At 34.3% G+C, this 24,276-nt stretch carries 22 protein-coding genes; 14 read left to right on the forward strand and 8 right to left on the reverse strand.

The window, feature by feature from the left end; translation table 11 throughout:
• Nucleotides 1-23 precede the first annotated feature (23 nt).
• From ACQY44_RS10470 to ACQY44_RS10490, 5 genes are all read left to right on the forward strand, one after another.
• On the forward strand, nt 24-2,579 hold the full coding sequence (locus ACQY44_RS10470) for a BamA/TamA family outer membrane protein (RefSeq protein ID WP_428230303.1): 2,556 nt from the start codon (nt 24-26) through the stop codon (nt 2,577-2,579).
• 57 nt (nt 2,580-2,636) lie between these two features.
• Entirely contained in the window at nt 2,637-3,704 is a 1,068-nt protein-coding gene (gene fbaA / locus ACQY44_RS10475; RefSeq protein WP_428230304.1) for a class II fructose-bisphosphate aldolase, read from the forward strand.
• Nucleotides 3,705-3,779: 75 nt separating this feature from the next.
• On the forward strand, nt 3,780-4,634 hold the full coding sequence (gene accD / locus ACQY44_RS10480; RefSeq protein ID WP_428230305.1) for an acetyl-CoA carboxylase, carboxyltransferase subunit beta: 855 nt from the start codon (nt 3,780-3,782) through the stop codon (nt 4,632-4,634).
• 342 nt (nt 4,635-4,976) lie between these two features.
• Nucleotides 4,977-5,378, forward strand: a complete 402-nt coding sequence (locus ACQY44_RS10485; protein WP_428230306.1) for a helix-turn-helix domain-containing protein — start codon at nt 4,977-4,979, stop codon at nt 5,376-5,378.
• Between the two features lie 39 nt (nt 5,379-5,417).
• Nucleotides 5,418-5,822 carry a helix-turn-helix domain-containing protein gene (locus ACQY44_RS10490; RefSeq protein WP_428230307.1) on the forward strand — a complete coding sequence of 135 codons (405 nt, stop codon included), beginning with the start codon at nt 5,418-5,420 and terminating at the stop codon, nt 5,820-5,822.
• A 306-nt stretch (nt 5,823-6,128) separates the two neighbouring features.
• On the opposite strand, the gene ACQY44_RS10495 is transcribed toward ACQY44_RS10490, so the two are convergent.
• Nucleotides 6,129-7,175: an NAD(P)-dependent alcohol dehydrogenase gene (locus ACQY44_RS10495; RefSeq protein WP_428230308.1), complete on the reverse strand. Its 1,047-nt coding sequence runs from the start codon at nt 7,173-7,175 to the stop codon at nt 6,129-6,131.
• A gap of 99 nt (nt 7,176-7,274) precedes the next feature.
• Complete coding sequence (locus tag ACQY44_RS10500) at nt 7,275-8,522, reverse strand: ABC transporter permease (protein WP_428230309.1); 1,248 nt, start codon at nt 8,520-8,522, stop codon at nt 7,275-7,277.
• Between the two features lie 165 nt (nt 8,523-8,687).
• Here ACQY44_RS10500 and purH point away from each other — a divergent pair, with 165 nt between their 5' ends.
• The 6 genes from purH to rodA all read left to right on the forward strand — a co-directional run bounded on the left by purH (nt 8,688) and on the right by rodA (nt 15,928).
• Nucleotides 8,688-10,214, forward strand: a complete 1,527-nt coding sequence (gene purH / locus ACQY44_RS10505) for a bifunctional phosphoribosylaminoimidazolecarboxamide formyltransferase/IMP cyclohydrolase (RefSeq protein WP_428230310.1) — start codon at nt 8,688-8,690, stop codon at nt 10,212-10,214.
• Between the two features lie 54 nt (nt 10,215-10,268).
• Entirely contained in the window at nt 10,269-11,297 is a 1,029-nt protein-coding gene (locus ACQY44_RS10510) for a rod shape-determining protein (protein WP_026983887.1), read from the forward strand.
• A gap of 108 nt (nt 11,298-11,405) precedes the next feature.
• Nucleotides 11,406-12,230 carry a rod shape-determining protein MreC gene (mreC, locus tag ACQY44_RS10515; protein ID WP_428230311.1) on the forward strand — a complete coding sequence of 275 codons (825 nt, stop codon included), beginning with the start codon at nt 11,406-11,408 and terminating at the stop codon, nt 12,228-12,230.
• Entirely contained in the window at nt 12,223-12,729 is a 507-nt protein-coding gene (locus ACQY44_RS10520; RefSeq protein WP_428230312.1) for a rod shape-determining protein MreD, read from the forward strand. Before mreC ends, ACQY44_RS10520 begins: the two co-directional genes overlap by 8 nt.
• A complete protein-coding gene (gene mrdA / locus ACQY44_RS10525; protein ID WP_428230313.1) occupies nt 12,726-14,678 on the forward strand; it encodes a penicillin-binding protein 2 in 1,953 nt (650 codons plus the stop codon). Before ACQY44_RS10520 ends, mrdA begins: the two co-directional genes overlap by 4 nt.
• A gap of 14 nt (nt 14,679-14,692) precedes the next feature.
• Nucleotides 14,693-15,928 carry a rod shape-determining protein RodA gene (rodA, locus tag ACQY44_RS10530; protein WP_428230314.1) on the forward strand — a complete coding sequence of 412 codons (1,236 nt, stop codon included), beginning with the start codon at nt 14,693-14,695 and terminating at the stop codon, nt 15,926-15,928.
• Between the two features lie 342 nt (nt 15,929-16,270).
• Here rodA and ACQY44_RS10535 read toward each other — a convergent pair whose 3' ends face one another.
• From ACQY44_RS10535 to xrtF, 6 genes are all read right to left on the reverse strand, one after another.
• Nucleotides 16,271-16,951 (reverse strand): DedA family protein, encoded by a 681-nt coding sequence (locus ACQY44_RS10535; RefSeq protein ID WP_428230315.1) that lies wholly within the window; start codon nt 16,949-16,951, stop codon nt 16,271-16,273.
• Between the two features lie 130 nt (nt 16,952-17,081).
• Nucleotides 17,082-17,423 carry a heavy-metal-associated domain-containing protein gene (locus ACQY44_RS10540; RefSeq protein WP_428230316.1) on the reverse strand — a complete coding sequence of 114 codons (342 nt, stop codon included), beginning with the start codon at nt 17,421-17,423 and terminating at the stop codon, nt 17,082-17,084.
• 41 nt (nt 17,424-17,464) lie between these two features.
• Nucleotides 17,465-19,471 carry a TonB-dependent receptor plug domain-containing protein gene (locus tag ACQY44_RS10545; protein WP_428230317.1) on the reverse strand — a complete coding sequence of 669 codons (2,007 nt, stop codon included), beginning with the start codon at nt 19,469-19,471 and terminating at the stop codon, nt 17,465-17,467.
• 115 nt (nt 19,472-19,586) lie between these two features.
• Nucleotides 19,587-19,985, reverse strand: coding sequence for an HYC_CC_PP family protein (locus tag ACQY44_RS10550; RefSeq protein WP_428230318.1), 399 nt, complete (start codon nt 19,983-19,985; stop codon nt 19,587-19,589).
• Between the two features lie 44 nt (nt 19,986-20,029).
• A complete protein-coding gene (locus ACQY44_RS10555; RefSeq protein WP_428230319.1) occupies nt 20,030-20,476 on the reverse strand; it encodes an exosortase F system-associated membrane protein in 447 nt (148 codons plus the stop codon).
• Nucleotides 20,466-21,002, reverse strand: coding sequence for an exosortase family protein XrtF (gene xrtF / locus ACQY44_RS10560; RefSeq protein WP_428230320.1), 537 nt, complete (start codon nt 21,000-21,002; stop codon nt 20,466-20,468). The genes ACQY44_RS10555 and xrtF overlap by 11 nt, the downstream gene beginning before the upstream one ends.
• 71 nt (nt 21,003-21,073) lie before the next feature.
• Between xrtF and ACQY44_RS10565 the strand changes: the two genes are divergently transcribed.
• The 3 genes from ACQY44_RS10565 (at nt 21,074) to ACQY44_RS10575 (ending at nt 24,274) form a co-directional block, all read left to right on the forward strand.
• Complete coding sequence (locus tag ACQY44_RS10565; RefSeq protein WP_428230321.1) at nt 21,074-21,529, forward strand: GAF domain-containing protein; 456 nt, start codon at nt 21,074-21,076, stop codon at nt 21,527-21,529.
• 165 nt (nt 21,530-21,694) lie between these two features.
• Complete coding sequence (gene rpsO / locus ACQY44_RS10570) at nt 21,695-21,961, forward strand: 30S ribosomal protein S15 (RefSeq protein ID WP_041516556.1); 267 nt, start codon at nt 21,695-21,697, stop codon at nt 21,959-21,961.
• A 177-nt stretch (nt 21,962-22,138) separates the two neighbouring features.
• Nucleotides 22,139-24,274 carry a polyribonucleotide nucleotidyltransferase gene (locus ACQY44_RS10575; RefSeq protein WP_428230322.1) on the forward strand — a complete coding sequence of 712 codons (2,136 nt, stop codon included), beginning with the start codon at nt 22,139-22,141 and terminating at the stop codon, nt 24,272-24,274.
• Nucleotides 24,275-24,276: the final 2 nt, after the last annotated feature.

Raw genomic sequence — 24,276 nt, forward strand, 5'->3', positions numbered from 1 at the left:
TTGAATTAAATATTTAAGAACACTTGAAAAAGAATTCCACAAAAATAACAGCATTTATTCTAATAGCAATATTTATTTGCGGTTGTAATGCTGTAAAAAGAGTTCCCGATGGAAAAAACCTTCTTGTCAAAAACACTATTCTTGTAAACGGAAAGGCTACGAATGATGAAATAGCTTCTAATCAAATGTACCAAAAACCAAACGGAACATTATTAGGATATCGTTTACGTCTAAACTTATACAATTTAGCCAACTTAAATCCAGACTCTACTTATCAGGCAAAATTTAAAAAACATCCAGGTTTATATGAGCGTCAGGCAAAATTATTATCTGCCAAACAAGTAGACCGTCTTGGTCAGTCATTTATAAACAAAGGCCTAAATGATTTCCTGAAAAGCACAGGAGAACCGCCTGTAGTTATTGATACTGCAAAAACAAAAAAATCCCTTTTACGTTTAAAATTCTATTATTTTAATAATGGATATTTTAATGTTGCAACAGATTACAGTATTGATAGTGTGGCCAGAAAAAAAGCCAAAATTAATTACCTCATTACAACTGGTCCGGCATATACTTTAGATACTATTAAAACCAATATTATGACTCCGGCTCTGGATTCATTATACAAAAATAATAATGAACCTTCATTTTTAAAATCAGGCAAGCAATACAAAACTGCCGATTTTGAGGAAGAGAAAAACCGCCTTACTACTTACTTTAGAAATCACGGCGCCTACTTTTTTCAACCCACCTATGTTACTTTTGATATTGATACGATTGGCAAAAAAAGTAAAGCTGATGTCACTTTAATTGTGAACAACAACAATATTCAGGAAAGAGATTCAAGCAGAACTGAACCTTTTAAACTTTATAAAATAAGTGATGTTAACATTTATACGGACTACTCTCCTGCAAATGCAAAAAACAAAATCACAGACAGTACGAGCTACAAGAACTTTAATTTATACAGTTATAAAAAGCTAAAATACAAACCGCGCGCGATTACGGATGCTGTTTTCATTACCAAAGGGAGCACTTTTTCTGACACCAGAACAACTCTTTCTTCGAGGTATTTAAATAATTTGAAAATTTTCAATTATCCTTCGATTCAATATCAGGTCGATAAACGCGACTCAACTGCACAATCCCTGATTGCCAATGTTTATCTGACACCCAGAAAGAAGTATAGCTTTGGAGCTTCTTTTGACGTAACGCACTCTAATATTCAGGATTTTGGTATTGGAGCGAGTATTTCCGAAACCATCAGAAACGTTTTCAACAGAGCGGAAACACTTGAAATTTCTACTCGTTTGAATCTTGGTTCTTCGAAAGACATGGCCAACCCCAATGATAATTTCTTTAACGTATCAGAATACGGAATCGATTTAAAACTGAATTTCCCAAGGATTTTATTGCCTTTTGGAACTGAAAAAATTATCCCGAAGAGGATGATTCCTTCTACCAGCATCGCTGCAGGTTTCTCTAAACAACGGAATATCGGTTTAGATAAAGAAAATTTCACGGGTGGAATCGCTTATAACTGGTCGCCTAAACGAAATAACACAGCAAAACTTGAATTGCTTAACGCACAATTTGTACGCAATTTAAATCCTGATAATTATTTCAAAGTTTACACTTCTTCTTATAACGAATTAAACGGCATTGCTAATACTTATAATGAAGACTCCGAAAATCTTGATGTAAATAAAAACTTACTCATACCGAAAGGAACAACTAATTTTACAAATGAAGTATTAACCAATCAAACTGCTTTAGTTCCCGGAGATCCGGAATATAAAGATGTACAAAGTATAGAAGAACGAAGAGTTCGTTTGACTGAAAACGACTTTATTTTAGCCACAAGCTACACCTTTACCAAAACCACTAAAAAAGATCTTGCTGATAATACTTTTTATCAGTTTAAAACCAAAATAGAATCTGCAGGAAGTTTATTAACCGCTATCTCAGGTATTGCAGGATTGCCTAAAAACGCAAATGGCAACTATGAAATTTTCAACTTAGAATATTCAGAATATATAAAAACCGAATTTGATTATATCAAGCACTGGGATTTTGGAAAAGAACAAGTATTAGCAGTACGAAGCTTTTTTGGTATCGCAATCCCGTTTGGAAATTCAAATTATATTCCGTTTTCACGAAGTTATTATTCCGGAGGTTCAAATGACAACCGTGCATGGCAACCTTATGCATTGGGTCCGGGAAGCACGAATGCGGTAAACGATTTTAATGAGGCAAACATGAAAATTGCCATGAGTGCAGAATTTCGATTTAAAGTTTTTGGGGATGTCAAAGGAGCAATATTTGCAGATGCCGGAAATATCTGGAATGTGCTCGATAATGTGATTGATGACAAAGCAAGATTTAACAACTTAAACGATTTAGCTGAAATTGCTTTAGGGACAGGATTCGGTTTGCGTTACGATTTAAGCTTTTTTGTTATTCGCTTAGATTTAGGCTTTAAGACCTATAATCCAGCGCATGACAAGGGAGATCGTTGGTTCAAAGAATACAATTTTGGACACTCGGTTTTAAATTTTGGGATAAATTATCCTTTCTAATGCTAATTAATTCTTATTTTTGCAACCTAAAAACTAAAAACAACTAAAAAAATTACAATGGCACACAATATTAAACCCGGAGTTGCTACAGGAGATCAGGTACAGGAAATTTTTAATTATGCAAAAGAAAAAGGTTTTGCTTTACCAGCAGTAAATGTTACCGGGTCAAGCACAATCAATGGAGTTCTTGAGACTGCAGCAAAACTAAATGCGCCAGTTATTATTCAATTTTCTAACGGAGGAGCACAATTTAACGCTGGAAAAGGATTATCTAACGCTAACGAGAAATCAGCTATCGCTGGTGGAATCGCCGGAGCAAAACACATTCATACTTTGGCAGAAGCTTACGGTGCTACCGTAATTTTACATACTGACCACTGTGCAAAAAAATTATTACCTTGGATTGATGGCTTATTAGATGCTTCTGAAAAACATTTTGCAGAAACAGGAAAACCATTATTCAGTTCGCATATGATCGATTTGTCTGAGGAGCCAATCGAAGAAAACATCGAGATCTGTAAAGAGTACCTTGCCAGAATGAGCAAAATGGGAATGACACTAGAAATCGAACTTGGTATTACAGGTGGTGAAGAAGATGGTGTTGACAACTCTGACGTTGATAGCTCTAAATTATACACTCAACCAGAAGAAGTAGCTTATGCTTACGAAGAATTATCTAAAATAAGCCCTAAATTTACAATTGCAGCTGCTTTTGGAAACGTTCACGGTGTTTACAAACCAGGAAACGTAAAATTGACTCCAAAAATCTTAAAAAACTCTCAGGATTTCGTTCAAAACAAATTCAAAACTGGTCCTAACCCGGTAGATTTCGTTTTCCACGGAGGTTCAGGTTCTACACTTGAAGAAATCAGAGAAGGAATTAGCTACGGAGTTATCAAAATGAATATTGATACCGATTTACAATTTGCATATACTGAAGGAATCCGTGATTATATGGTTAAAAACATTGACTATTTGAAATCTCAAATTGGTAACCCTGAAGGTGCTGATGTTCCTAACAAAAAATATTATGACCCAAGAAGATGGGTACGTGAAAGCGAAGTAACATTCAACACAAGACTTGAACAAGCTTTTGCTGACTTGAATAACGTGAATACACTATAATCTAAAAGTTTAAAGTTTCAGGTTTCAGGTTTCACAACTTTAAACTTTAAACCTGAAACAAAAAAAACAATAAATATGGCTTGGTTTAAAAGACAGGAAAAAGGGATTACAACTGCGACTGAAGATAAGATGGACGTTCCGAAAGGATTGTGGTATAAATCTCCTACCGGAAAAATTATTGACGCTGACGAATTGGCCAGAAACTTATTTGTTAGTCCGGAAGATGATTTTCACGTTCGAATTGGAAGCGCAACCTATTTTGAAATTTTATTCGACAATAACGAGTTTGTTGAATTAGATAAAAACATGACATCAAAAGATCCTTTGCATTTTGTAGACACAAAAAAATATGCAGAAAGATTGAAAGATGTAATGGAGAAAACTCACCTTAAAGACGCTGTGCGTACCGGAGTGGGAAAATCTAAAGGAAAAGAACTTGTCATCTGTTGTATGGATTTTGCCTTTATTGGTGGTTCTATGGGAGCTGTTGTTGGAGAAAAAATTGCCAGAGGTATTGATCACGCGATCAAAAACAAACTGCCATTTTTAATGATTTCTAAATCAGGTGGTGCCCGTATGATGGAAGCAGCTTATTCATTGATGCAATTAGCTAAAACCTCTGTAAAACTTGCACAACTTGCAGAAGCAGGATTACCGTACATCTCTTTATGTACAGACCCTACAACCGGAGGAACAACTGCATCATATGCCATGTTAGGAGATATCAATATTTCTGAGCCTGGAGCTTTGATTGGTTTTGCTGGTCCTCGTGTTGTTCGTGACACAACAGGAAAAGATTTACCGGAAGGTTTTCAGACTGCTGAGTTTCTTTTAGAGCATGGTTTCCTTGACTTTATCACGCCAAGAAAAGAATTGAAAGATAAGATCAACTTATACATCGATTTGATTCAGAACAATACAATTAGATAGTTTTCGAACTTCTTAAATATAAAATCCCATTCGCTACGGCAAATGGGATTTTTTTATTCTATAAATATGTCGTTCCTACGGAACTTTTGAACGTGCATGGTTTCGATCTCAACGGAATAAATTTCGTTGCTACCAATATTACATTCCTACGGAATTTTTTTGATGTGTGATTTTAATCTCAACTAATTAATACTTGTCTGAAAAATTGTATTTTTGTTTTTTATATATCACTAAATAATAGTTTTGTACCCGAGCAAACTAGTAAAAAATGTATCACACATAAATGGGACTGTTTTTTACCAGAACCTATTTTTTTTAAAGGAATATAAATATCTTTGAATTATGAGCACAGCAACAAAACCAAATCATATAGGGCGAAAAATAAGTCGTATTCGTGAACTGAAAGACATGAAGCAAGAAGCATTAGCTGAAGCATTAGGATTATCTCAACAAACTGTATCTGCAATAGAGAACAGCGAAACTATTGATGATAAAAAACTTTTAGAAGTAGCGAAAGCACTTGGAGTAAGTGTTGAAGCTATAAAAAACTTTACTGAAGAAAATATGATAAGTTATTTCAATAATTTTTATGACAATAGTGTTAGCAATGGCGTTAATGGAATATTTAGTCCTAGTCATTGTTCATTCAACCCAATTGATAAAGTCGTTGAACTTTTTGAGCGTTTGGTTCAGGTAGAAAAAGAAAAGAATGAATATTTAGAAAAATTACTAAAAGAAAAATAACGTTTTTAAAAACATATATTGATTCAGTAATTAATATCTTTGAATTATGAGCACAGCACAAAACCAAACCATATAGGACGAAAAATTAGCCGTATTCGTGAACTTAAAGACATGAAGCAAGAAGCTTTAGCGCAAGCTTTAGGCACAAATCAGCAGGCTATTTCTGCAATGGAAAACAGCGAAACTATTGACGATGCAAAACTTGCAGAAGTGGCAAAAGCTCTTGGAGTAAGTGCAGAAGCTATAAAAAACTTTACTGAAGAAAATACGATTAGTTATTTCAATAATTTTTACGACAACAGCTGTAATGGAGCAAATGGAATGTTTCATGCGAATTATTGCAGCTTTAATCCATTAGATAAAGTGATTGAACTTTATGAGCGTATGATTCAGTCAGAAAAAGACAAAGTTGAATATTTGGAGAAATTATTAAAAGATAAATAAGATTCTAAAAAGACATATTAATTCCAATAAAAAAATCCCAAGAAATATTTTTCCTTGGGATTTTTTGTTTAGTCTTATTCTGAAATTATAATCTCGCAAAATCGCGAAGACGCAAAGTTTTTTTCATCAACGGAAATTGATTTAGCAAATGAGATTGCTTCGTTCCTCGCAAAGACTAACTCTGCGGAAATCAGTTTCAATCCGTTTAATCTGTGGGCAAAAAACTCGTTAAGACGCAAAATTTTAAACTCAAGATAAAAAACCTTTGATCCTTTGCAACCCTGTCTCTTTGAACCTTTAGAAAACCTACTTCAAAGAAGCCATATCAATTACAAAACGATACTTCACATCACTTCTATTCATACGATCGTACGCTTCATTTATATACGACATATCGATGATTTCAACATCTGATGTAATATTGTGTTCCGCGCAGTAATCTAACATTTCCTGAGTTTCTTTGATTCCGCCAATCAAACTTCCTATAATACTTCTTCTTTTCATGATCAAAGTAAAAACAGGAATTTCTGCAGGTGCCGGCGGAGCACCAACGACAATCATCGTTCCGTTTGTAGTTAATAAATTCAAATAAGCATTATGATCATGCTTTGCAGAAACCGTATTTAGAATAAAATCGAAACTATTAGCTAAAGACTCCATTGTAGCAGGATCTGAAGTAAGAGCAAATTTATGAGCTCCTAATTTTTTAGCATCAGCTTCTTTAGAAGGCGAATGACTTAACATGGTCACTTCGGCACCAAAAGAAACCGCAAATTTTACTGCCATGTGGCCTAAACCTCCAAGTCCTAAAACGCCCACTTTATGACCTTTACCCACTTTCAGGTAACGTAACGGAGAATAAGTGGTGATTCCTGCACATAATAATGGTGCTACTCCTTTTATGTCTAATTTCTCAGAAACATGAAGTGTGTAACTTTCATCAACAATAATACTGGTTGAATATCCTCCGCGTGTTGGAATATCAGTTCCTCTTTCTACACTGTTGTAAGTGCCTGTCATTCCTTCGTCGCAAAACTGCTCCTCGCCTGACTGACAACTCGGACAAACTCTGCACGAATCAACAAAACAACCTACTCCGGCTAATTCTCCCACTTTAAATTTAGAAACTTCGCTACCAACAGCCACGATTCGGCCCACGATTTCATGTCCCGGAACTAAAGGATAATTCACAGGTCCCCAATCGCCTTTGGCAGTGTGAATATCAGAATGACATACACCACTATATAAAATTTCTATCTGAACCTGATGAGCTCCAACTTCTTTTCTTTCAAACGTATAAGGTTTTAGCGGATTTTCAGCATCATAGGCTGCATAAGCTTTTACTGGTATCATATTATTGTATTTTTAATTTAAGCTATTAAAATTACAATAAAATTCAACAATAATGCAAAATATGAGGTTGTAAAAAGATGAAACTTTCTGAATTAGTTCTTACATTCCGGTTCTAATAGCCTCAACCGGATCTAATTTTGATGCCGAAATTGCAGGCAGGATTCCTGAAATAACTCCAACCAAAATGGATAATCCAGCACCAATAATGACATTCCAGAAACTTAATACAAATTCAAAATCTAATAAATTGGTCAATAGAACAGACATTAGCCAAACAATCAATAACCCAATTATTCCGCCAATCAAGCAAAGTATAACCGCTTCAAATAAAAACTGAAATAATATAAATCTGTTTTTCGCTCCCAATGATTTCTGAATACCAATTAAATTCGTACGTTCTTTTACTGAAACAAACATAATATTAGCGACTCCAAAACCTCCAACCAAAAAAGAGAAGAAACTGATAAAAATCCCTCCAAATCTTAAACTTCCCAGAATACCATCAATAAAATCAGTAAAGCCTGAAAGCACATTGATAAAGAAATTATCTGCTTCTCCGGCTTTCATTCCGCGAATTGCTCTCAGTTTCTGAGCAACTTCAGCTTTATAAGCCTCCATATCTACTCCTTTTACAGGTTTTAAAACAATTACAGGAGTCATCGAATCGCTATCGCCATACATTCGGCGTAAAAAATTAGTTGGCAAATAAACCGATGTATCGTTACTATTTCCAAAAAAACCGGCACCTTGCTTGGCAATTACTCCAATTACCGTGAAACGTTGCCCATACAAACGAATATTTTTTCCGATAGGATCACTTCTCCCAAAAAGCCCTTCGGCAATATCATATCCCAAAACGATAACAGGGCTTCCGGAATTTGATTCAGATTCATTATAAAATCGTCCTTTATCGAAACTCAACCCTTCGATATCCACCATTTCGCTTGAAGAAGGAACTACATTGACATCGCTAACCGTTTTTGAATCGTATTTTAAAGTTTCATGATTTACAAAAAGCTGATACGCGACTTGCTCTGTATTGTTAAGAGAATTTTTTAAATTTATATATTCGTCGTATTTCACATTCGGAAACTGCTCTCTTTTCCATTGTGGAATTTCAGAAGGCCCAAAACAGTACTTCATCAAATAAATCGTATTTTTATCTAAGCTACTCAGGTCTTTTGAAATTTTTCGATCTAAAGAATCTACTGCAGCCAATACAGCAATGATCGAAAAAATACCAATCGTAACCCCCAACAGTGACAATAAGGTGCGTAATTTATTATTTCGCAAAGCGTTTATGGCAAAGCGAAAACTTTCTTTTAATAACCTTAGATAAACAAGCATATATGTGTATTTTTCATTAAAGTAAAATTCAATAAATTAAAATCAAAAACCTAATAAAAGTTAACCTACTCATCAGTAGATTTATTTAGCATAATGTTACATTAATTTTCTTTAAAATAATATTTAAAAAAACTACTTTTGCAGTCTGAAAAACATAACTACACAATGAGCACAACAAAAACAATACAATCAGCATTAATATCTGTTTTTTCGAAAGATGGCCTGGAGCCAATCGTTAGAAAATTACACGAACAAAATGTAACACTTTATTCGACTGGAGGAACAGAAGATTTTATAAAAAACCTTGGTATTCCGGTAGTTCCTGTTGAGGATATAACTTCTTTTCCTGAAATTCTTGGTGGAAGGGTAAAAACTTTACACCCGAAAATTTTTGGAGGAATCTTAAACCGTCAGGATAACGAAAGTGATGTGCAACAAATGAAGGAATTTGATATTCCTCAGATTGATTTGGTTATTGTTGATTTGTATCCTTTTGAAAAAACGGTTGCTTCCGGTGCAAGTGAACAAGATATTATTGAAAAAATTGATATTGGTGGAATTTCATTGATTCGTGCCGGTGCAAAAAATTTCAAAGACACTGTAATTGTAGCCTCTGTAAATGAATATAGTTTGCTGTTGGATTTGATTACAGAGCAAAACGGAGCAACAACTCTTGAAAACAGAAGATTGCTGGCTACAAAAGCATTCCACGTTTCATCTCATTATGATGGTGCTATTTTTAATTATTTCAATACTGACGAAACAATCTATAAAGAAAGTATCGACGGCGGTCAGGTTTTAAGATACGGAGAAAATCCGCATCAAAAAGGTTTCTTTTTTGGAGATTTTGATGCGATGTTCAAAAAAGTTCACGGAAAAGAATTGTCCTATAATAATTTATTAGACGTTGATGCAGCAGTAAACTTAATTAACGAGTTTAAAACTGACGGACCAACTTTTGCCATTTTAAAACACAACAATGCTTGTGGTTTAGCTTCAAGAAAAACAATTAGCGAAGCTTATTTAGCAGCTTTGGCTTGTGACCCTACATCTGCTTTTGGCGGAGTTTTGATTGCAAATACTAAAATTGACTTAGCTACTGCACAGGAGATCAACAAATTGTTTTGTGAAGTCGTAATCGCTCCAAGTTATGATGACGACGCAATTGCCGTTTTACAAGAAAAGAAAAACAGAATTATATTAGTTCAGCATGAGGTTGAATTGCCTTCAAGACAAGTGAGAACATGTCTTAATGGTTTGTTAATTCAGGACAGAAACAACATTACAGATACTAAAGAGCATTTAAGAACCGTTACTACTAAAGAGCCTTCGGCACAAGAAGTAGAAGATTTAATTTTTGCTTCTAAAATTTGTAAAAACACAAAATCTAATACAATTGTATTCGCTAAAAACGGAACATTAATTTCGTCAGGAACCGGTCAGACTTCAAGAGTTGATGCTTTAATACAAGCTGTTGATAAGGCAAAAGCTTTCGGATTTGATTTAACCGGTGCTTCTATGGCAAGCGATGCATTTTTCCCTTTTCCGGATTGTGTAGAATTGGCTAAAAAAGCAGGAATAACAGCTGTAATTCAGCCGGGAGGCTCAATAAAAGACGAATTAAGCATAAATTATTGCAACGAAAATAATCTTGCAATGGTATTTACAGGAACGCGTCATTTTAAACATTAATTTGTTTAACTTTGTTCAAAATAATTTATAACATTTTAAACCCCTAAAAAACTTATGGGATTTTTTGATTTCATGACCGAGGATATTGCGATAGACCTTGGTACCGCAAACACTTTAATCATACATAATGATAAAGTTGTTATTGATAGTCCGTCAATCGTTGCACGTGATAGAATATCAGGCAAAATCATTGCTGTTGGTAAAGAAGCCAATATGATGCAAGGTAAAACGCATGAAAATATCAAAACCATAAGGCCTTTGAAGGACGGTGTTATTGCCGATTTTGATGCTTCGGAAAAGATGATCAACATGTTCATCAAAAGTATTCCGGCGTTGAAAAAAAGAATGTTTACTCCAGCCTTAAGAATGGTAGTATGCATTCCTTCCGGTATTACCGAAGTGGAGATGAGAGCTGTAAAAGAATCATGTGAAAGAGTAAACGGAAAAGAAGTTTACCTGATTCATGAACCAATGGCAGCAGCAATTGGTATTGGTATCGATATTATGCAACCTAAAGGAAACATGATTGTTGATATTGGTGGTGGTACTACAGAAATTGCGGTTATTGCTTTGGGTGGTATTGTATGTGACAAATCTGTAAAAATTGCAGGTGACGTTTTCACAAATGATATTGTTTATTACATGCGTACACAACACAACCTTTTTGTGGGAGAAAGTACAGCTGAAAAAATTAAAATTCAAATTGGGGCTGCTATCGAAGATTTAGATGGTCCTCCTGAAGATATGTCAGTTCAGGGTAGAGATTTACTTACCGGTAAACCAAAACAAGTTGACGTTTCTTACCGTGAAATTGCAAAAGCATTAGACAAATCGATTCAACGTATTGAAGATGCCGTAATGGAAACGTTATCTCAAACTCCTCCTGAATTAGCTGCGGATATCTACAATACAGGTATTTATTTAGCTGGTGGTGGATCTATGTTAAGAGGTCTTGACAAACGTATTTCGCTAAAAACAGATCTACCGGTTTATATTGCTGAAGATCCGTTAAGAGCTGTAGTTCGTGGAACCGGAATGGCACTTAAAAACATTGCCAAATTTAAAAGTATCTTAATCAAATAAGATTTATAATCATAAATATATTCTCATAAGAGTCAAATTAAATGAATTTGACTCTTATGAAATTTGAAGCTCAAAAGCATATCCTGAAACAAAATAACCAAACAAGAAATGCAGCAAATTTTTAATTTCATTATAAGAAACAGTAATCGATTGCTGTTTTTGCTGCTTTTAGGTATTTCGTTGGCTCTCACAATTCAATCGCATTCTTACCATAGAAGTAAAGTAATCAGTTCGGCCAATTTTTTAAGCGGAGGTGTTTATGAAAAAATAAATCGCGTAAACGAATATCTGAATTTAAGAACCGAAAATGACGAACTTGTACTTGAAAACGCAAGATTAAAAAGTCTTTTATTCAATAAAGAAGACACCACAAAGCTTCCTCCGCCGGACAGCATAAAAGGTATAAAACCCGCAGATATTATTGTTTCAAAAGTAATTCACAACTCATATAACACACATGAGAACTTTATTACGCTAAATTCCGGATCAAACGACGGAATCAAGCAAGATATGGGAGTCATCAATAGTTTAGGAATTATTGGGGTAATTGACAACACTTCGCCGAGATACTCGACAGTAGTCAGTATCTTGAATATGAAATCACATATTAATGCGAAACTAAAAAAATCAAATCATTTTGGTTCGTTAACCTGGAACGGAAAAAGCACAGGAATTGTTCAGCTTGAAGATGTCCCTAGACTAGCTTCTATTAGAAAAGGCGACACAATTGTTACCGGTGGTCAATCTGTAATTTTCCCTGAAGGAATCAATATTGGTACCGTCGACAAAATATACATCAAAACAGGCACCAGTTATTATGTTATAGACGTTAAGTTATTTAACGATATGACAAATTTAGGACACGTTTATATTATCAAAAGTAAGGACAGAGACGAGCTTATTAATTTAGAAAAAAAGGGAAAAGATGAATAGCGCTTTGTTAGTCAATATTTTTCGATTTATTATGTTACTAACAATTCAGATTGTTATTTTCAATAATATGAATTTTTTAGGGTACATAAGTCCCTTTCCATACATTCTGTACATTATTTTGTATCCGGTAAACAGCAATAGAGCTAGTCTGATAGCTTCTAGTTTTTTACTTGGATTAACAATGGACATGTTTTGTAATTCAGGAGGAATCCATGCTACAGCGTGCGTTATTCTGGCATACTACAGACCTTATATTTTTAAATTCTCATTTGGACTGAGTTATGAATATCAAACCATAAAATTGAATGATTCCTTAACCCCTGAACGATTTTCTTTTATCTTAGTTTCAGTCTTATTGCATCATATTGTGTTATTTATACTGGAAGCTTTTGAATTTAGATTTATTGGAGACATTTTACTCCGCACCTTGTTCAGTTCTATATTTACAATAATTATATCAATTATAATAATTTACCTTATTAAGCCCAATAAACGATGAGAAAAGTCCTGCTGCCCTCTTTAATTATTATCGCAGCATCTTTGCTGGTGATGAGGGTATTCTATTTGCAAATTGTAGATGATTCTTTCAAATTAAAATCAGAAAATAATGCAATAAAGAAACAGTATGACTATCCTGAAAGGGGTTATATTTATGATAGAAATGGCAAATTATTAGTAGCTAATCAGGCTTCTTATGATATCATGGTTATTCCCCGCGAAATTAAGGAAGACCTGAATATTCCTGAATTCTGTGCTTTATTAAACATTACAAAAGAAGATTACGAAAAAAGAATTGCAAAAGCAAAAATATACAGTCCAAGATTACCTTCTGTATTTTTGTCGCAATTAAACAAAAATGAATTTGCCGCTTTTCAGGAAAAAATCAGAAAGTATGAAGGCTTCTACTTTCAAAAACGTTCCCTTCGTGATTACGAGGTAGATTATGGGGCCAATATCTTTGGATTTATTACTCAGGTAAACGAACGATTAATAGCGAAAAACCCTTATTACAATAGTGGGGATTTAATTGGGCGTCAAGGTGTCGAAGAAAGCTATGAGGATATTTTACGCGGTATAAAAGGTGTAAAATACATTCAGAAAGACAAATACAACAGAGAAATTGGCTCTTATAAAGATGGTAAATACGACACTATCGCTGTTGCTGGAGAAGACATTAATCTGACTATTGATTCTGAACTTCAAAAGTATGGAGAAGAATTAATGATTAATAAAAGAGGTGGAATTGTTGCTATCGAACCTAAATCAGGAGAAATATTAGCATTAGTTACTGCACCTTCTTACGATCCCGGTATCTTAGTTGGAAGGCAGAGATCTAAAAACTATACGCTTTTATATCACGATTCTATAGCAAAACCTTTATACGACAGGGGACTTCTGGCAGAATACCCTCCTGGTTCGCCATTTAAAATCTTAACTGGCCTAGTTGCTTTACAAGAAGGCGTTATCAACGAGCAAACTACCTTTATGTGTCACCATGGATTTAGTTATGGGCGAGGTCGTTTTATGAAATGTCACGGTTTTGGTCCACACCAATTGCACAATGGAATATACAATTCCTGCAACACCTACTTTGCACAAGCTTACATGCTAACCATAAACAAATATGCAAATCCCGGTAAAGCCGTAGATGTCTGGAGTGATCACGTAAAAAGTTTTGGTTTAGGTCAATTTATGGGATACGATTTGCCAACCGGTAAAAAGGGAAATATACCAACCTCTAAAACGTATAAAAAAATATACCCTAATGGAGGCTGGAGAAGCACAACAATTGTGTCTAACGCTATTGGTCAGGGAGAGGTTTTAATGACCCCTATTCAACTTGCCAACATGATGGCGACAGTAGCCAATCAAGGCTATTATTACACGCCTCATATCATCAAAAAGATTGAAGGCAAAAAAATTGATGCTAAATTTACTACCAAACATGTTACCACGGTTGATCAAAAATACTTTCCACCTGTTATTAGTGGCTTGTTTGATGTTTATAACCTTGGTACTGCCCGTGGACTAAGAGTCGAAGGTATTGATATTTGTGGAAAAACGGGTACAGCAGAGAATTTTGCTAAAATAAACGGGAAAAGAACACAGCTTAAGGATCACTCTATATTTGTAGCCTTTGCACCAAAAGACAATCCTAAAATTGCCATAGCTATTATGATCGAAAACGGAGGATTTGGAGCGACTGTTGCCGGACCAATTGCAAGTTTGATGATTGAAAAATATTTAAAAAGAAAGATTACCCGAAACGATTTAGAAATTCGGGTTTTAAATAAAAGTCTTGCAAGTGAATATGCCAAATTAGGAGGAATGAGTGAAGCCAGTGCTATCGAATCTACTCCAAAAGACTCCCTCATGAGAGCTAAAATTGTAAAACAGCCACAAGTAGAAGTTAAAAAAGTCCCCTTAGATACCACCCAAGAAAACTAACAAGATTATTTCAAATGAAAAACCAAAGTATAAAAAATAACATTGACTGGATAAGCGTTTTTATCTACAGTGCGTTGGTGATACTGGGGTGGCTAAACATCTATTCCTCATCATTATTATCTACGGACGGAACCTATCAAAAGCAATTAATTTTCATTGGTTGCACGATCCCTTTGATCTTTATCGTACTTTTTGTTGATGGGAAATTTTATGAAAAATATGCCAGCATTATTTTTGGGGTTTCATTATTATCATTAGCCGGTTTGTTTCTTTTTGGAAAAACCATTGCCGGACAAAGATGTTGGTATGCCATAGGGAGCTTTACCATACAACCTTCTGAATTTGCAAAAGCCGCTACCTCATTAGCATTAGCAAAATATTTAAGCGACACACAGATTAACCTGAAAGATGTAAACAGGCAAGTTCAGGCTTTAGCAATTGTATTTCTGCCTGTATTATTGATTTTACCACAACCTGATCCCGGAAGTGCCTTAATTTACAGTATTTTTATTATTGTATTGTACAGAGAAGGACTGCCTTCCTGGTATGTATGGACTGGTTTCATTACTATATTACTATTCGTTTTAACACTTGTTTTAGAGCCTTATGCAGTTATTTTAATTGCCCTGGGAGTATTAATCATTATACATTTTAAAGGCAGGGCTGTTGATCGAAATATTATTTTAAGCGGTATTTTACTAGCTGTAATTTCAGCTTTTGTCTTATCTGTAGATTATGTTTTTGATCATATCTTTAAACAACACCACCGCGACCGTTTTAATATATTACTAGGCAAAACTGTCGACATGAAAGGTATCGGATACAACACGAACCAATCAGAGATCGCCATTGGATCCGGAGGCTGGATTGGAAAAGGCTTCTTAGAAGGAACCCAAACCAAAGGGGGATTTGTCCCTGAACAACATACAGATTATATTTTTACAACTGTTGGTGAAGAATGGGGATTTGTAGGTTCTTTAGTTGTTATTGCACTTTTTGTAGGCCTGTTTTTAAGGGTTATCTATTTGGCAGAAAGACAAAAGACAAAATTCAGCAGGGTTTACGGGTATTGTGTTGCCGGAATTTTATTCACGCATTTTTTCGTAAACATCGCAATGGTTATTGGGATCTTTCCAACTATCGGAGTTCCGCTTCCGTTCTTTTCTTATGGAGGTTCCGGACTTTGGGGATTCACTATTTTATTGTTTATCTTCTTAAAAATGGATGCTAATAAAGTAAATGAATGGTAATCTTTTGGAATAAATTCCAAGGTTAAAAATTCCAAATTCCAAACTTAAATGAGAGATTTTAAAACCAAAATCTCAGGCATTTTGAAGTATGATCGTTTCTATCTGTTTAATACTTTTATTGCACTTAAAAAGCACAACAACTTCGCTTAAATAATAAATTTCAAAAGACAATTCCAGCAAGATATAATCATAGCAGAAGGTTTCAACCTTGGGTTACCAGATCCTAACAAAATAATCATGTCGAATGTTTAATGCTCTCAATATTTAAAAATCGTACAGAATTTCAAGTATAAAAAAAGTCCGAAGCTCAAACTTCGGACTTTTTTGTATTTGTATATTTAATTATATCTTTTCGCTTGGTCTCTTTTTCAAAAGCTTTACCAAAACCGGGAATGTAGAGATAATAACAATTATAATGATGATATATTCAATATGGTGCTTGAGATCAATTCCATGTTTTAAGAATACTCCATATAGATAATGTCCTGCAAAAATCAGGATAAATGACCATAAAAAAGAACTCACAACATTATAGAACATAAATTTCTTTTTATCCATAGAAACTATACCTGCAATGATTGGGGCAAATGTTCTGAAAATTGGAAGAAAACGAGCATAGATAATGGCTTTACCTCCGTATTTTTCGAAGAAATCTTTAGATTGTAACAAGTATTTTTTCTTGAACCAAAAAGAATCTTCTTTTTTAAATAAATAATAACCGCTTTTGGCACCAAACCAATATCCGGTCATATTACCTAAAACTCCCATTATTGCAACCAGCGTTGAAAGTACAAATACATTTATAAAATCAGCCGGGATATCAACCACATTCAGCATTAAATCACGGCTATAAATACCTGCCAAAAAAAGCAAACTGTCTCCCGGAAGGAAGAAACCTGCAAAAAGTCCTGTTTCAGCAAAAACTATAAACAAAACAATAAATAAACCAATTTGAACCCCTCCAAGACTTAATGTGATATAAAATTCAGGGTTGATTAATTGAGTCCAATCAAAATTATTCATAAATGCGTTTGGTTATATTTATAAGTTCGTGAAATTAACAATAATTTGCTTCAACACCAATAAATTGCTAGATTTTAAAGATAAATTAACTATTAAAAAGCCCAAGTATAAACTTGGGCTCTCAAGATCATTATTCTCTTACATACTTACAACAAGAATGTAAATTATCATAATCTGCTTCTGTTGCTTTAACATCCTTAGTATCATGCCCTACTTTAGCTACAGCATTATTTAAATCTACTGTCGATGATTTCTCTTCGTTTAAAATCACCACTAACTGATGTGTGCTAATATCCCAGGAAGCCGATTTTACTCCAGGAACAGAAAAAGCTGCTTTTTCGATTCGCTTTTTGCATTGCTCACAATTGCCATTTACCTCAGTGGTGTATTTTAAATTCTTATTTTTCTTAGTTTGCGCCTGAGCTGAAAATCCTAAAAAAGTTACTAATGCGATTAAAACTATCTTGTTCATTTTTTTATTATTTATTGTTATTGAAATTAATATTGAATTTTTTATTTTATTTTAAATCGTAAACCCGCATAATACATTTGTCCAAAAATTGGAGCATACGCAATAGAAGCATCAAAGTTAGGACCAAAAGGGTCATTAGCTCCTAAAATTGCTTTTTGTTGTTTGTAATTCCCAATGTTTTCTCCTCCAGCATATACTTCTAAAACCGGTGAAATCACTCTGGTAACCTGAACATTCATTACAGCATAAGAAGGTGAAAAATCAGAAAACTGATCGTCGACAGGATTCGATGCCGTGTAAGGCAATTGTTGTTTTCCGGACCAGTTAAAAGTATAATCAAATTTCCATTGTTTGCCATCATTCAGGCTGGTTTCATATTCCAGATTTCCCAAAAAACGATGTTTGGCCTGCAACGGACGTTGAAAAGTACCCGTTAAATAATCCGTTTGGATATTATAATACTTGTATGCTGTTCTTAAATTGAAATTATGAATCAGCTCATAATTAAATTCAAACTGAAAACTATTCGCAAAAGAACTTCCTCTTAAATTATAGAACGAAACTTCCTGCGGACTCTGCATCAAATCTACGACAGCCTGATTCTGAAAATCGGTACGATAGAAATCAAATGCAACTTCGGCATTTTTATTGAAAAGTTTAAATTTCTGAGAAAAACTCACCCCATAATTCCAGGCAATTTCCGGATTCAGTCCATAAATTTTTCCGTTGGTATCTAAGATCTCAAACGTTCTTGAACTAGCAAAAAGCTGCTGATTCTCAGCAAAAATATTCGCTGAACGCTTTCCTCTTCCGGCAGAAAAACGAAGCACTCCATCTTTCCAGGGATTATACCTCATATGCAAACGAGGCGTTACGAAAAAGCCCAAACGATTATGATTGTCAACTCTCCCTCCTAAAATTAAACTGAAGTTATCATTATTATCATACGTATATTCAAAAAATGCCCCAACAGAGTTATCAATTCTACTATAGTCATTTACATTCACGAATTCCTGATATTGATCGTATGTAAAATTTAAACCTGTTGAAAATTTATGTTTCGTGTTATTGATAATCGAATTGAATATTAAATTAGAATAAAAACTATTCTGCTTAATATCATATAAATTCAAACCAAAATAAGAGTTTTGATTGTGACTATTAAACGCATTCTGAAATCCAATACTCTGATAAGGCATATCTTTAAAAACGTAGCCAATTTTTGTAGAGACATCAAAACGCTCTGTATGGATTTCTGATCCCCAATGATTTGTTGTTCCGCGATCTCTGTCTTTGTCAAAATCGACTTCTCCGGTTTGTTTTTTATCATTCATGTACCTAAAATTGATAAAACTCACCAGACCACTTTCAGGGTTGTAATACTGATAACGGTTCAGGACATTGATCTGCTTTCCTAACGGATTATCTAAAAAGCCGTCGTCATTCATATCATTTTTTGCAACACGGGCATTTCCGTGAACAAACAAACTGGTTGCCCATTTATCGGACAGTTTTTTATTGAAGTGCGTATTTACCTCAAAACGTGCATCGGTAGAACCATAAACATTCAGAAAGAACGGAATGTCGCTTAATGGTTTTAAAAGTTCCGTATTGATTTGTCCTGAAATGCTTTCGTAACCATTGACAACACTTCCTGCACCTTTAGTGATTTGAACACTCTCAATCCATGTTCCGGGTGTAAACGACAAACCATAAGCCTGAGAAGCTCCACGGACTGAAGGAATATTTTCTTCGGTAATCATTAAATAAGGACTTGTTAAACCGAGCATTTTTATTTGCTTTGTTCCTGTTAAAGCATCCGAAAAGTTCACATCGATAGAAGGATTGGTTTCAAAACTTTCAGCCAGATTGCAACAAGCAGCTTTTAGCAATTCCTTGCTTGTAATAACAGTTGTATTGGCGGTAAGCGTATAGGATTTTTTAATTCCTTTTTGCTTTTTGGCGATTTTTACTTCCTCTAAATTCTCTTGCGAAAAAGCAGACACAGAAAGCAAAACCATACCCAAAAGCATGATATTATTTTTCATAAAAAAGATTTTAATGTTAAATAGAAAGGCTGCTTGTATCAAAATTTCTTAAAACAAGAAATAAAAGAAGCAACACGGTACAAACCAAAAGATGGCTTGACTCTAAACATTAAAATCAGGAATAAAAAATATACTGGCTGTATAATTTAAATAAAGGTGGTGCATTCGCATCAGAATAATACGAAATGATCTGATTGCTTTTGAAATTTGGAACAGACAAAAAAGCAATTGGTCTGAATTCCTGAATTACGGCCGGAAAAGCAAATTGAAAAAAGAAAAACTTAAGCGTTGCATCATCAGATTTTTTCTCAAAATGAACTAATTTGTCCTTACAACAAGAAGATTTCTTTTCAGATGCTCCACAACATTTTTTTTCCGGTGATACAGAAACAGAAGTATTTAATGAAACAGAAGCAATTTCACCTCCGCAATAATGCACATAAAAAGCAAACCCAATGTTGGAAACCAACAATAGGAACGCTAAAAATAGTCCGGTGCACTTTTTTAAATTCATAGTGCAAAATTAACTAAAAAGACTTTAAAAAATCTAATGGACTATTATTTTTTAAGATTTTGCTGCTGGTAATAAAATGCAGGAATAAACAGCAACACAAATATGGGCTGAATAATAAATCTTCTCACATAAAAAAGAAGCCATCCCCAATCCTGGAAATACTTAATAATTATCGCAAACATCGACAAAAGCAGGATTAAAAAAAATCCGTATAAAAACACACTGAATTTCAATATTTCAATATTTTGAAACAAGGTATAAATAAGGAGTAACGACAATACGGCATTCAACAAATAACGCAGCAATAATCCGCAAAAAAGCTTAAAAGAATCTACCGGAGGAAAAGGTGAATCTTTAAAATCAGAATCAAAATAAATCAAAAAAGGATCATAAAATATTTTACTCTCAAAAGATCGTATAACCCCAAAACAAAATACAACAAGAACTGCAATCAGAACTTTAAATTTATGTTCGAGTAATTTATTTAGCATATTTCGAAAATTTATTAACCCATATAATCCATAAAATAAAAACGGCTCCGTAAATAATCAACGGAAAGAAAGTACCATGTAAAAAATGATTGTACTCCGGGAAATAAAACAAGAGAACAATCAATAAGGCAATCCGAACCACATTGAGAACATAAACGAACAAGATACCAAATAAAATATACAGGAGTGTTGTTTTCAGTTTTCCGGAAAAAGCGAGCACAAAAGAAATAAACAAAATAATAACACTTACCGCATTACATCCTTCAACAATTCGGACACTGTATTTTTTATTGTACCAAACCTCTAACCAGGAATCGGTAACACTTTTATGAATTTTGATATCACAATGAAACAAATTCATTAATTGCGCTACATTTTTACCCACGACATTGGTTATTCCATCAACATCATTTGCTTCAAAAGTGTTTAAATAAATTTTATACACTAATGTAAGCAGGATATATGCAGCAAAAAAAGTGCTTATAAAAATAAGGAAAGGTTTAAATTGTGCGAGGTATTTTTTCAAGTGAAATTTTTTTCAAATTTATGTATTTTTTGAGATTAGCTTTAAATACTTTTGTATAAAATTTTTACATCATGACATTTCAGGAATTACAACCAAAAATAAGCGCTATTGTAGCTGACACTAATACTCTTAGAGACGAAAAATTATTATCGATTTGCCAACTTTTAAATGCCGAAATTGACTATTACAACTGGGTGGGTTTCTATTTCGCCAATCATGAGGCTAAAACTTTACACTTAGGCCCGTATGTTGGTGCTGAAACGGATCATACCGTAATTCCGTTTGGAAAAGGAATTTGCGGACAGGTAGCTGAAAGTAATGCTAATTTTGTGGTGCCGGATGTTGCCGCTCAGGACAACTATATCGCTTGTAGTTTTACAGTAAAGTCTGAAATCGTAGTTCCTTTATTTGTAAATGGCGTAAATATTGGTCAAATTGATATTGACAGTCACGTTATCGATCCTTTTACAGAAGAAGACGAAAGGTTTTTAGAATTTGTAAATCAGGAAGTTGCCAAATTATTCTAAAAAATTAAAGCTTCAAAGCTCTCTATAAAGAATCTTTTTAGCCTAAATTGCTAAATCTTTAATTTTTTCATTCTATAAATTTATTTTTTCAAAAAAAAAGTACTAATTTTGCACCGTCTTACAAAAGATGTACGACATACATAAAAATCATTAAATAATATTGGAATGTATTTAACTAAAGAGAAAAAAGAAGAGATTTTTGCACAACACGGTGAAGCAACAAACACTGGAAAAGCAGAAGCTCAAATCGCATTGTTTACTTACAGAATTAGTCACTTAACAGAGCACTTGAAAAAAAATCGTCATGATTATAATACTGAGCGTTCTCTAGTACTATTAGTAGGTAAAAGGAGATCGTTGCTTGATTACTTGAAAAAGAAAGAGATCAACAGATATCGTGAGATTATCAAAGTATTGAATATCAGAAAATAATCAATATAGAAAAGAGGTGCGAAAGTGCCTCTTTTTGTTTTTACAGATTATATATATTACAAGCATTTTTAAAAAGAAAAAAAGTTTGGTTTTTCATTGGGTTTTAGAATAAACAACAACTACACACAACAACTACAACACAACTAAAACCCATTGTATAACCAATAAGAAAGAATTATGATTCCACAATTATTTGTAGAAAGTATCGATTTAGGTGATGGCAGAAGCATCACAATCGAGACAGGACGTTTGGCCAAACAAGCTGATGGTTCTGTAGTAGTAAGAATTGGTAAAACTGTTATTTTAGGAACAGTTGTATCATCAAGAAAAGCAAGTCCGGGTATTGACTTTTTACCGTTAACGGTAGATTACCGCGAAAAATTTGCAGCAGCAGGTCGTTTTCCAGGTGGTTTCTTCAAAAGAGAAGCTCGCCCCAGCGATAGCGAAGTATTAACAATGAGATTAGTAGACCGTGTTTTACGTCCGCTTTTCCCAAGTGATTATCACGCAGAAGTTCAGGTTATGATTCAGTTAATGTCTCATGACGAAGAAGTGATGCCGGATGCATTAGCAGGATTAGCCGCTTCGGCAGCACTTGCTTTGTCTGACATTCCTTTTGAAACTTTAATTTCTGAAGCAAGAGTTGGAAGAATTGACGGTAAATTTATCATCAATCCATCTCGTGCACAATTAGAATTATCAGATATTGATATGATGATTGGAGCTTCGACTGATTCTATCGCAATGGTAGAAGGAGAAATGAAAGAAATCTCAGAAGCTGAAATGTTAGAAGCAATTAAATTTGCTCACGAACATATTAAAGTACAAATTGCTGCTCAGGAAAGATTAGCAATTGCTTTTGGTAAAAAAGAAGTACGTACTTACGAAACTGAAAAAACAGACGATGCTATTTACGCAAAAGTAAAAGCAGCAGCTTATGATAAAATTTACAACATTGCAAAAGTTGGTTCAGCTAAACACGAACGTTCTGCTGCATTTGATGCTGTAAAAGAAGAAGTAAAAGCCTTATTTACAGAAGAAGAATTGGCAGAAAATGGAGATTTAGTTGCTAAATACTTCTACAAAACCAATAAAGAAGCTGTTCGTAATGTAACTTTAGATTTAGGAACTCGTCTTGACGGAAGAAAAACTACAGAAATCAGACCTATCTGGTGTGAAGTAGATTATTTACCATCTGTACACGGTTCTGCATTGTTTACACGTGGAGAAACTCAAGCTTTGACAACTGCAACTTTAGGAACATCAAGAGAAGCAAACCAAATTGATTCACCATCTGAACAAGGAGAAGAAAAATTTTATTTGCATTATAACTTCCCTCCTTTCTCTACAGGAGAAGCTCGTCCGTTAAGAGGAACTTCAAGAAGAGAAGTTGGTCACGGAAATCTTGCACAAAGAGCATTGAAAAACATGATTCCTGCTGAAAATCCTTATACGATCAGAGTTGTTTCTGAAGTATTAGAATCAAATGGTTCATCTTCTATGGCTACAGTATGTGCCGGAACATTAGCTTTGATGGATGCTGGTATTCAAATGATTCGTCCAGTTTCTGGAATCGCTATGGGATTGATTACTGATGGTGATCGTTTTGCAGTTTTATCTGATATTTTAGGTGATGAAGATCACTTAGGAGATATGGACTTTAAAGTAACCGGAACTTCAGAAGGTATTACAGCTTGTCAAATGGACATCAAAATTGACGGATTGAAATACGAAATCATGGAGCAGGCTTTGGCTCAGGCTCGTGATGGACGTTTGCATATTTTAGGAAAATTACTTGAAACTCTTGCGAAACCAAATGCAGACGTTAAAGCGCATTCTCCAAAAATCATCACCAGAACTATTCCTGGAAACTTTATTGGAGCATTGATTGGACCTGGTGGAAAAGTAATTCAGGAATTACAAAAAGCTACCGGAACCACTATCGTGATCAACGAAGTAAACGAAGAAGGTGTTATCGAAATCTTAGGTACAGATCCTGCAGGAATTGAAGCAGTATTGGCAAAAATCCAATCTATTACTTTCAAACCTCAAATGGGCGAAGCTTATGAAGTTAAAGTAATTAAAATGCTTGATTTTGGAGCTGTAGTAGAATATACTGCTGCACCTGGAAACGAAGTTTTATTGCACGTATCTGAGTTAGCCTGGGAACGTACTGAAAACGTTACAGACGTAGTTAACATGGGCGACGTATTTAAGGTGAAATACTTAGGATTGGATCCTAAAACAAGAAAAGAAAAGGTGTCAAGAAAAGCACTTTTACCAAGACCTCCACGTGAGGAGAAAAAAGAGTAATC

The sequence above is a fragment of the Flavobacterium sp. genome, assembly GCF_965277525.1.
In the GTDB taxonomy this organism is placed as follows: domain Bacteria; phylum Bacteroidota; class Bacteroidia; order Flavobacteriales; family Flavobacteriaceae; genus Flavobacterium.

Bases quoted from the DNA above. Each gene is read 5' to 3' on its own strand.
- ACQY44_RS10520 (WP_428230312.1), top strand. From the start codon at position 12,223: ATGAATAGCGCTTTGTTAGTCAATATTTTTCGATTTATTATGTTACTA.
- ACQY44_RS10540 (WP_428230316.1), bottom strand. From the start codon at position 17,423: ATGAACAAGATAGTTTTAATCGCATTAGTAACTTTTTTAGGATTTTCA.
- mrdA (WP_428230313.1), top strand. From the start codon at position 12,726: ATGAGAAAAGTCCTGCTGCCCTCTTTAATTATTATCGCAGCATCTTTG.
- ACQY44_RS10500 (WP_428230309.1), bottom strand. From the start codon at position 8,522: ATGCTTGTTTATCTAAGGTTATTAAAAGAAAGTTTTCGCTTTGCCATA.
- accD (WP_428230305.1), top strand. From the start codon at position 3,780: ATGGCTTGGTTTAAAAGACAGGAAAAAGGGATTACAACTGCGACTGAA.
- ACQY44_RS10510 (WP_026983887.1), top strand. From the start codon at position 10,269: ATGGGATTTTTTGATTTCATGACCGAGGATATTGCGATAGACCTTGGT.
- ACQY44_RS10535 (WP_428230315.1), bottom strand. From the start codon at position 16,951: ATGAATAATTTTGATTGGACTCAATTAATCAACCCTGAATTTTATATC.
- ACQY44_RS10485 (WP_428230306.1), top strand. From the start codon at position 4,977: ATGAGCACAGCAACAAAACCAAATCATATAGGGCGAAAAATAAGTCGT.
- rodA (WP_428230314.1), top strand. From the start codon at position 14,693: ATGAAAAACCAAAGTATAAAAAATAACATTGACTGGATAAGCGTTTTT.
- ACQY44_RS10550 (WP_428230318.1), bottom strand. From the start codon at position 19,985: ATGAATTTAAAAAAGTGCACCGGACTATTTTTAGCGTTCCTATTGTTG.
- ACQY44_RS10555 (WP_428230319.1), bottom strand. From the start codon at position 20,476: ATGCTAAATAAATTACTCGAACATAAATTTAAAGTTCTGATTGCAGTT.
- ACQY44_RS10495 (WP_428230308.1), bottom strand. From the start codon at position 7,175: ATGATACCAGTAAAAGCTTATGCAGCCTATGATGCTGAAAATCCGCTA.
- rpsO (WP_041516556.1), top strand. From the start codon at position 21,695: ATGTATTTAACTAAAGAGAAAAAAGAAGAGATTTTTGCACAACACGGT.
- ACQY44_RS10565 (WP_428230321.1), top strand. From the start codon at position 21,074: ATGACATTTCAGGAATTACAACCAAAAATAAGCGCTATTGTAGCTGAC.
- ACQY44_RS10545 (WP_428230317.1), bottom strand. From the start codon at position 19,471: ATGAAAAATAATATCATGCTTTTGGGTATGGTTTTGCTTTCTGTGTCT.
- purH (WP_428230310.1), top strand. From the start codon at position 8,688: ATGAGCACAACAAAAACAATACAATCAGCATTAATATCTGTTTTTTCG.
- fbaA (WP_428230304.1), top strand. From the start codon at position 2,637: ATGGCACACAATATTAAACCCGGAGTTGCTACAGGAGATCAGGTACAG.
- mreC (WP_428230311.1), top strand. From the start codon at position 11,406: ATGCAGCAAATTTTTAATTTCATTATAAGAAACAGTAATCGATTGCTG.
- ACQY44_RS10575 (WP_428230322.1), top strand. From the start codon at position 22,139: ATGATTCCACAATTATTTGTAGAAAGTATCGATTTAGGTGATGGCAGA.